A 7,414-nucleotide genomic window follows, 5' to 3' on the forward strand; every position below is an offset into this window, starting at 1 on the left:
ATACGAGAATTCTACCTGTCTAGTGGGAAAGGAGATTTGGCGAATACACAAGTTTATACAGCGCTTGATCATAATGTCTTTGCGTCTTCCGGTTCTTCTTTGGAGGAATAACAACCTCCACTCCCCGTTTTTCTGCCTGTTCAATAATGGCATTACTGTCATGCCACGATCTGCCAGCAGATGATCTGCATCCATCCCTTCGATCAGGCGGCCAACTTGCGTGCAATCAGCAGTGGTACCTTGTGTAACAAAGATTCTGACCGGCATACCATGCGCATCCACGGCCAGATGTATCTTGGTGTTGAGCCCCCTTTCGCCCGACTCATCTCCTGATTATCTCCTCTGGCCCCGCTGGCATGTGGGTGAACCTTGCCGTGACTGGCATCAATCATCAGCCATTCATAATCCGGATCATCCATCAGGATTTCCAGCAATTTTTCCCAGATACCCTTGTCACGCCAGCGAATAAAGCGACGGTGGGTATTACTCCACCCCCCGTAGTCCGGCGGCAAATCCCGCCATGGCGCTCCTGTTCGCATAATCCATAAAACAGCATTGATAAACCGACGATTATCTGTGGCTATCCCTCCCCATGCCCCTTCTCTACCTGGTAAATGCTCCTCAAGTAGCGACCATACCTTATCCGAAATATCATGCCTGCGATAAGCTGGCGTCATATAAAATCCTTTTACTTTTTAAAAGGATTTTATATTTTTAGCCTCATGACTACACTATCTAGTACCAGAAAAACTTAACTTAAACTAACTTAATTAACAACATAATAAATAAAATGATTATTATCAGAGGAACGATAACAGCCTTCCAATCCGAAGAAGTCGCTTTAGGGCTGTTCTTCATCATTTCCAGCGCTTTAGGAAATAAAATTATTAAGAACATTATTAACGCTAACGCAGAGCCGATTTGCATCCAATCCATACCCGAACCTCTTTTCCTTCCATTTATTCCACTCTAAAAACAAAGCCCCGGCTTGACCGGGGCTTTGTTTAGCTAAAGTAGCTGACAACTAATCATCATTACCCATAATCCCTAAAATTTGCATCAAGCTGATAAAGATATTGAAAATGGTCATATATAACCCGATTGTTGCTAACACATAATTAGTTTCGCCACCATGAATAATACGACTCGTGTCATATAAAATGAAACCACTCATGATGAGAATAACTACAGTTGATATCGCTAATGACATTGCAGGTATTTGTAAGAAAATATTTGCCAAAGCAGCAAGTAAAACTAACAAAAAACCTACCATCAAAAACCCACCTAGGAAACTAAAATCTTTTCGTGTGAAAAGAGCATAGACAGATAATCCTATAAATATCGTGCCCGTGCCCGCTAGTGACAATGTAATGATATCGCCACCATTAGGCAGAGAAGCATACATGGTTAACATGGGACCTAATCCAAATCCCAATAAACCTGTAATCAGAAAAACAATTCCGATTCCTGCTACAGATTGGGCAAAACGAGGTAATACAAACATTGCAATCAGCATGGCACCTATCACAGAAATTAAATATGTCATCGGCGGCATATTTAAGAACATTGAAAGCCCTGCAGTTAGACTGCTGAACAATAGCGTTAACGATAACAGCATGTAAGTGTTACGCAATACCTTGTTAGTCGTTAAAGCAGATGATGCGCTATGAGCAACTGTTGAATAGCTTCGATTCATTTTAATGATCTCCAAATATAAGTATACAAATTACTGCTGTTTTTGTTATAGCAGGCTATATTGACCCAGATGCCTTATTTATAGTTCATCTTGTAAGTATAACTCAGTAGCGTTTAGTTTTTTAAATTGGTGATTTCTCTCTTGTAAAATTTATTAACAAAATCCAGATGAAAGAAACGAGTTTGACCTGGTCAAGTAAAACCGGACAATCCGGTTAAGCAGAGCCTGTAAAGCTTTTTGTGTAAACACCTTTACCGGTGTTATTACAGATGACCAGTCAGTCACCAAATTTGATCATAAAGTGGTTCATGGCAGGCTTCCAATTCCGAATAGGCATGGTCCACTTCCTGGATGTAGCCTGTATGGCAAGATAGACCACCTTTAATGCCGATCCGTCTGTAGGGAACACCTTGCGCTGTTTGGTTGCCTTGCAGATGACGCTGTTGAGCGACTCGATGGCATTGGTCGTATAGATCACCTTACGAATTTCGGGCGGATAATCAAACAGGGTAATCAGGTTGGGTCAGTAGGTGTTCCACGATTTGCTGATTTGCGGGTACTGCTTGTCCCACTGCTCGGCAAAATGCTCCCAGAGCAAGCTGCGCCGCCCCTTCGGTGGGCGCCCCTGGCAAACCTCCTTCAGAGCGGTCGTAACAGCCTTGTAATCCTTCCAGGATACGTATTTCAGTGAGTTCGCACCATGTTGCACAATGAATGCACAGTTGAACGCGTGTCTGCGGGTATTCAGCAGCGATAGCATCGGGGAAACCCTTGAGTCCGTCCATGCAAGCAATCAGGATATCTTGCAGCCCGCGATTCTTCAGCTCACTCAGTCACAGCATCCAGTACGCGCTCTGTCACTTTGGAGACCAGGGTAGGCGAGACACATCAGCGTCGTACATTTCCCTGAACGCATCAACGATGTCGCGCGTGCTCATGCTCTTGGCGTAAAGCGCCAGAATCTGGTCATCCATCTGCGTTAGACGCGTCTGGCCCTTGCGCACGATCTGTGGCTCAAAAGTACCAGCCCGGTCACGGGGCACCTCAATACCAACCTTGCCATGAGCGCCCTTCAGTTGCTTGGATGATGTGCCGTTGCGGCTGTTGCCTGAACCACGCCCGGCAGGATCATGCCTGGCATAACAGATGCTCGTCCAGCTCGGCTCAAAAGTCTGCTTCAACGGTCATTTTAACTGGCTGCTGGGTCAGGCTACCCAGATCTGCCTCAGATTTGATATTTTTCGCCAAGTGGCCAATATGGGCTTGCAACTGGTTCAGGTCGAGTTCATTCATTGTGTCAGTAGTCATGGAAAATTTCTTCACAGGGGATGAAGGCTCGAACACTTACACAATAGATTTTACAGTCTCAGCTCGTTATTCTAACGAGACATAGACACTTTTGACTTCTGTGTAGTTATCAAGGGCATAAGACCCCAATTCACGGCCGATTCCAGATTGTTTAAACCCGCCAAACGGAGTTGCGACGTCAAAAACCTGGTAACAATTCACCCACACCGTTCCCGCTTTAAGCTTCTTTGCAAACTTATGTGCCTTTGTAACATCTTGTGTCCAAACGCCAGCAGCCAAACCGAACGGTGTATTGTTTGCCCTCGCAATCAGGTCGTCTTCGCCATCATATGGAATCGCAGCTAAAACTGGTCCAAATATTTCTTCTTGCGCAATTGTCATTTCATCACTGACATCTGCAAAGATTGTAGGGGCAACGAAGTAGCCATTTTCTTGCGACTTGCCCCCACCGGTCAAAAGTTTTGCACCTTCACTTACACCGACGTCAATATAGTTCATCACGCGCTCTTGTTGCGATGTAGAGATGAGTGGGCCCATCATAGTATCCTCATTAATTCCTGGCCCTTGTTTAATTTTTTCTGCGTAGGCAACCATGTCCGCAACGACGTTATCGTAATTCTTGCTAGGAATAAATACACGTGAACCGGCAGTACAGTTTTGTCCTTGGTTAAACATGACACCATTTAGTGCGCCAGGGATTGCCTTAGAAAGGTCTGCGTCCGATAACAGAATGTTTGGTGATTTGCCGCCAAGTTCAAGCGTAACCCGTTTTAACGTTTGTGCAGCTCTTGACATAATCATCTTTCCTGTCTGGGAAGAACCGGTGAAACCAACTTTATCAACTAGCGGATGATCGATCAGTGGCTCTCCTGCTGTTTTACCAAAACCCGGAACAATATTAACCACCCCTGGTGGGAAACCAGCTTTTTCAATTAATTCTGCTAAATACAAAACTGAAAGGGGTGTTTGCTCCGCTGGCTTCAAAACCATTGTGCATCCAGTAGCCAGTGCTGGACTCATTTTATACATGGCCATCAAGAGAGGTAAGTTCCAAGGTATGATTTGCCCGATAACACCCACTGGCTCATGAAGAACATAGTTAAGATAGGGGCCGGTTACCGGGACAGTTTGTCCAACAATTTTGGTTGGCCATCCTGCGTAGTAGCGCATATTCTTAAACGACAAAGGAATATCCACTACTCTTGACTCGCGAATTGGTTTGCCGCTATCCAATGTTTCGATAATCGCCAGTTCTTCTTGATGGGCTTCCATGAGATCTGCAAGCTTGTACATTAGATGCCCTCTTTCAGCCGCACTAATTCTGGACCAAGGGCCATCATCAAATGCTTTACGAGCAGCCTTTACTGCCGCATCTATATCTTCAGCTTTTGCCTCATATACATTCGCTAATACTTTTCCTGTTGCCGGATCATAAACTTCATACGTTCCCCCCGATTTACTTTCTACAAACTCACCATTAATATAAAGTCGTTTAGTCTCGCGCAGGAATTTTTCTACTTTCTTGTTTAAACCTTCTGTTACTTGGCTCATGAATTTCCTCCTTAATAGTCTATCTAATTGGTTAGATAATTGATAAAAACTAGTGTTGAATCTTGATCTGGTCAAGTAATTACGGACACCACCATAGGCTCTTTTTCTGCCATTTTTCGTTCAAATATGGTGGGTGGCAGATAGCCCAATATTCAATGCAGGCGTTTGGTGTTATAGAAGACAATGATGTATGGGTGATGTCAATTTTTGCTTCGGTATGGTTTGGCGTATTCTCGCTGCCAGACACGTTTCATCTTGAGATTCAGAAAGAATCGTTCCGCTACAGCATTGACACTCACGGTGCAATTCAAAGCTCCTATTAGGTCACATGTATTGGGCCGGGCAACGCTCGGGGAATGCCTGGGCCAGATCGACAGGTCAACGCAAAGACACCACTTCGCCAATCCCAACACGGGTCAGATCAAGCCAGGCATTCCATACCATATTAAACTGAGTATCCCAACAATTTCTCTTGCGGCTCATGCTGCAAATGAATACATGTCTGGCCAATCATGCTTGATACTGCGCCGGCATATTGGCTACCCCGATCAGAATGGACGAATCAGCCCTGGTGCTGGCTTACGCTGCTGGATCACCATGTTCAGCGTGCTACACGCCAGTTCTGCAGGTATGCTGGGCGCCATCACCCACCCCACTCTCTTGCGCGAAAACTGACCTAGAACAATAACCAGATAGCCACAGCCTGACCAGTCCAGATGTAGGTGATATCCTGCCCAGGCGATATTTGGCGCATCAAACTACGCACCCGACGGTGAACCAATAGAAAACCCTCATGCTGCCATTGCTGTAACCAATCGACGGCTGCCATAACTTTGGTGACTGGTTGCAAATGCTGCTTTCAAATGGATGCTGGCTTTGCAACAAACCAGTTTGGCACAGCGGTGCCGCGTCATAATAGCCCGAGCGACTTACCTCCAGGTGGCGACAACTACGGACAACAGGGATCGCCTTCTTTTACAACTATTTGACGAGCTGGTAGCTCATTTCAGTTGCCCGGCAAAGAAGGCTGACGCCTTTTTTAAGATATCGACATCCATCTTCAATTGCCGGTTTTACTGCTCAAGCTAGCGGATAAATTGTTGTTCGGCAGTGAGCGGATTGCCGATGCCAGAATTCTCACTTTGTTCTGATTCATATTGAGTCACCCTGCGACGGATGGCGCTCTGGTCGATGCTCATGCTTTCACTGACGTGGAATATGCTCAGCCCCCTGTTTCTTAATCATATGTACGATTTCTAGTTTGAAGCTGGTATCAAATTGCCTGCATTTCCTTTTCATTTAAAACTCATCGGGTGGTGGATTCTCCACCTATCGATGTGTCCGGACAAATTAGACCACCACAGTATGCCTACAAGGGCGGCGAAGAAATGGTTGAAGAAGCGTTGAAAATGGGCGCAGACTGCGTCGGGGCCATCCCGCATTTCGAATGGGCGCGCGAGATTGGCGAAAAGTCCATCCACCGAACCGTAGAGTTAGCCGTTAAATATAACAAACTGATCGATGTTCACTGCGATGAAACCGATGATGTTATGAGCCGTTTTGTTGAGTTACTCAACACACTGGTGATGTCTGAAGGTATTGGCTCCCGCACAGCGGCCAGCCACACCTGCTCTTTTGGTTCCGCAGATAATGCTTACGCTTTTCGTATGATGAGATTATTCCAAAAGTCAGGGCTGAGTTTCATCTCTCTACCAATCGAAAATGCTTATCTGCAAGGCCGACAAGATACCTACCCAAAGCGTCGTGGTCTCACCCGCATGAAAGAATTATGGGAGAGCGGTATCAATGTCTGTTTTGGCCAGGATTCCATCAATAATCCTTGGTACCCGGTAGGTAATGGAAATATGATGAATATCCTGGATAACGGTATTCATCTGGCACAGACAATGTCGTTCGATGAATTAGACCGATGCCTTGATCTAGTTACATCCAACGGTGCCAAAACGCTGAATGTTGAAGATCAGTATGGCATCGAGGTGGGTAAACCGGCTAACTTTATCGTCTTGAATGCAAAATCGCCATTTGAGGCCGTACGCCAACGAGCTGACGTATTAGCATCTATCCGCAACGGCGAATATCTATTTAAGCGTCCTGAACCTCACTACGAGGTTAAATTCGACGCCTTTGAAAAGATTAGCTAAATAAATACTTGACAGAAAATCTAACTTAGCATTAAGAAATAATAAGTTGCAGATTTTTTCTGGAAGGGAGATTTTCTGAATTTAGTCGATGTGAAAGAGGAAGAAAATGGGCTAAATTCAGAAAATATTCGTCGTCACTTGCTGGCATAAAAATATCATTACAAAAAAACCTCGCATCTTGGCACTCCTGAGTGTTTGAAATTACTTGACCAACCACTAGGGTCTATTCCTGTTTAATCTCAATATCGATTTAAAGAAGCAAGCTCGTATCTTTGTAGCTCTCACCAACAATGAATCGTCCCGGGTTTTGAGGAGGCTGTTTGGTTAAAGTCAAGCCACCGGAATGGCTTCCTTGGCGAATTGCCTATAGTAGTTTACCTCAGCTTCTGCGGGAGGGATGTAACCGATTGGTTCCAGCAGCCGCTGGTTGTTGAACCAGGCTACCCATTCCAGCGTTGCCAGCTCCACGGCCTCCCTGGTTTTCCAGGGGGCACGCTTGTGAATCAATTCTGTTTTGTACAGCCCATTGATGGTTTCTGCCAGCGCGTTGTCGTAGCTGTCGCCCTTGCTGCCGACCGAGGGTTTTATTCCGGCTTCGGCGAGTCGCTCGGTATAGCGAATGGAGACATATTGCGAGCTTCTGTCGCTATGGTGTACCCTGTCTCTTATAAACATCTGGCGCTGCCGCACGCATCAC

The 7,414-nt window shown here is 45.5% G+C and carries 4 protein-coding genes and 4 pseudogenes; 2 read left to right on the plus strand and 6 right to left on the minus strand.

The window, feature by feature from the left end:
• Positions 1-49: 49 nt before the first annotated feature.
• The 5 genes and pseudogenes from ABF86_RS10300 to ABF86_RS12920 form a co-directional block, all read right to left on the minus strand.
• Positions 50-677: pseudogene (locus ABF86_RS10300) on the minus strand (IS5 family transposase); the annotation flags it as partial.
• Positions 678-1,024: 347 nt separating this feature from the next.
• On the minus strand, positions 1,025-1,696 hold the full coding sequence (locus ABF86_RS10310; protein WP_160803586.1) for a Bax inhibitor-1/YccA family protein: 672 nt from the start codon (positions 1,694-1,696) through the stop codon (positions 1,025-1,027).
• A gap of 277 nt (positions 1,697-1,973) precedes the next feature.
• Positions 1,974-2,989 (minus strand): annotated as a pseudogene (locus ABF86_RS10315) (IS256 family transposase).
• A gap of 81 nt (positions 2,990-3,070) precedes the next feature.
• Complete coding sequence (locus ABF86_RS10320; protein WP_160803587.1) at positions 3,071-4,555, minus strand: aldehyde dehydrogenase family protein; 1,485 nt, start codon at positions 4,553-4,555, stop codon at positions 3,071-3,073.
• Between the two features lie 155 nt (positions 4,556-4,710).
• Positions 4,711-4,845, minus strand: a pseudogene (locus tag ABF86_RS12920) (IS3 family transposase); the annotation flags it as partial.
• On the opposite strand from ABF86_RS12920, the gene ABF86_RS10325 reads away from it, so the two are divergent.
• Together ABF86_RS10325 and ABF86_RS10330 are read left to right on the plus strand one after the other, a co-directional pair.
• Positions 4,811-5,230, plus strand: a complete 420-nt coding sequence (locus ABF86_RS10325; RefSeq protein WP_160803588.1) for a hypothetical protein — start codon at positions 4,811-4,813, stop codon at positions 5,228-5,230. The pseudogene ABF86_RS12920 and the gene ABF86_RS10325 sit on opposite strands and share 35 nt — an antisense overlap.
• Positions 5,231-5,892: 662 nt before the next feature.
• Positions 5,893-6,717, plus strand: coding sequence for an amidohydrolase family protein (locus ABF86_RS10330; protein WP_345889569.1), 825 nt, complete (start codon positions 5,893-5,895; stop codon positions 6,715-6,717).
• A gap of 330 nt (positions 6,718-7,047) precedes the next feature.
• Here ABF86_RS10330 and ABF86_RS10335 read toward each other — a convergent pair.
• Positions 7,048-7,374 (minus strand): annotated as a pseudogene (locus ABF86_RS10335) (integrase core domain-containing protein); the annotation flags it as partial.
• Positions 7,375-7,414: the final 40 nt, after the last annotated feature.

This window comes from Nitrosomonas sp. GH22 (assembly GCF_009833115.1).
In the GTDB taxonomy this organism is placed as follows: domain Bacteria; phylum Pseudomonadota; class Gammaproteobacteria; order Burkholderiales; family Nitrosomonadaceae; genus Nitrosomonas; species Nitrosomonas eutropha.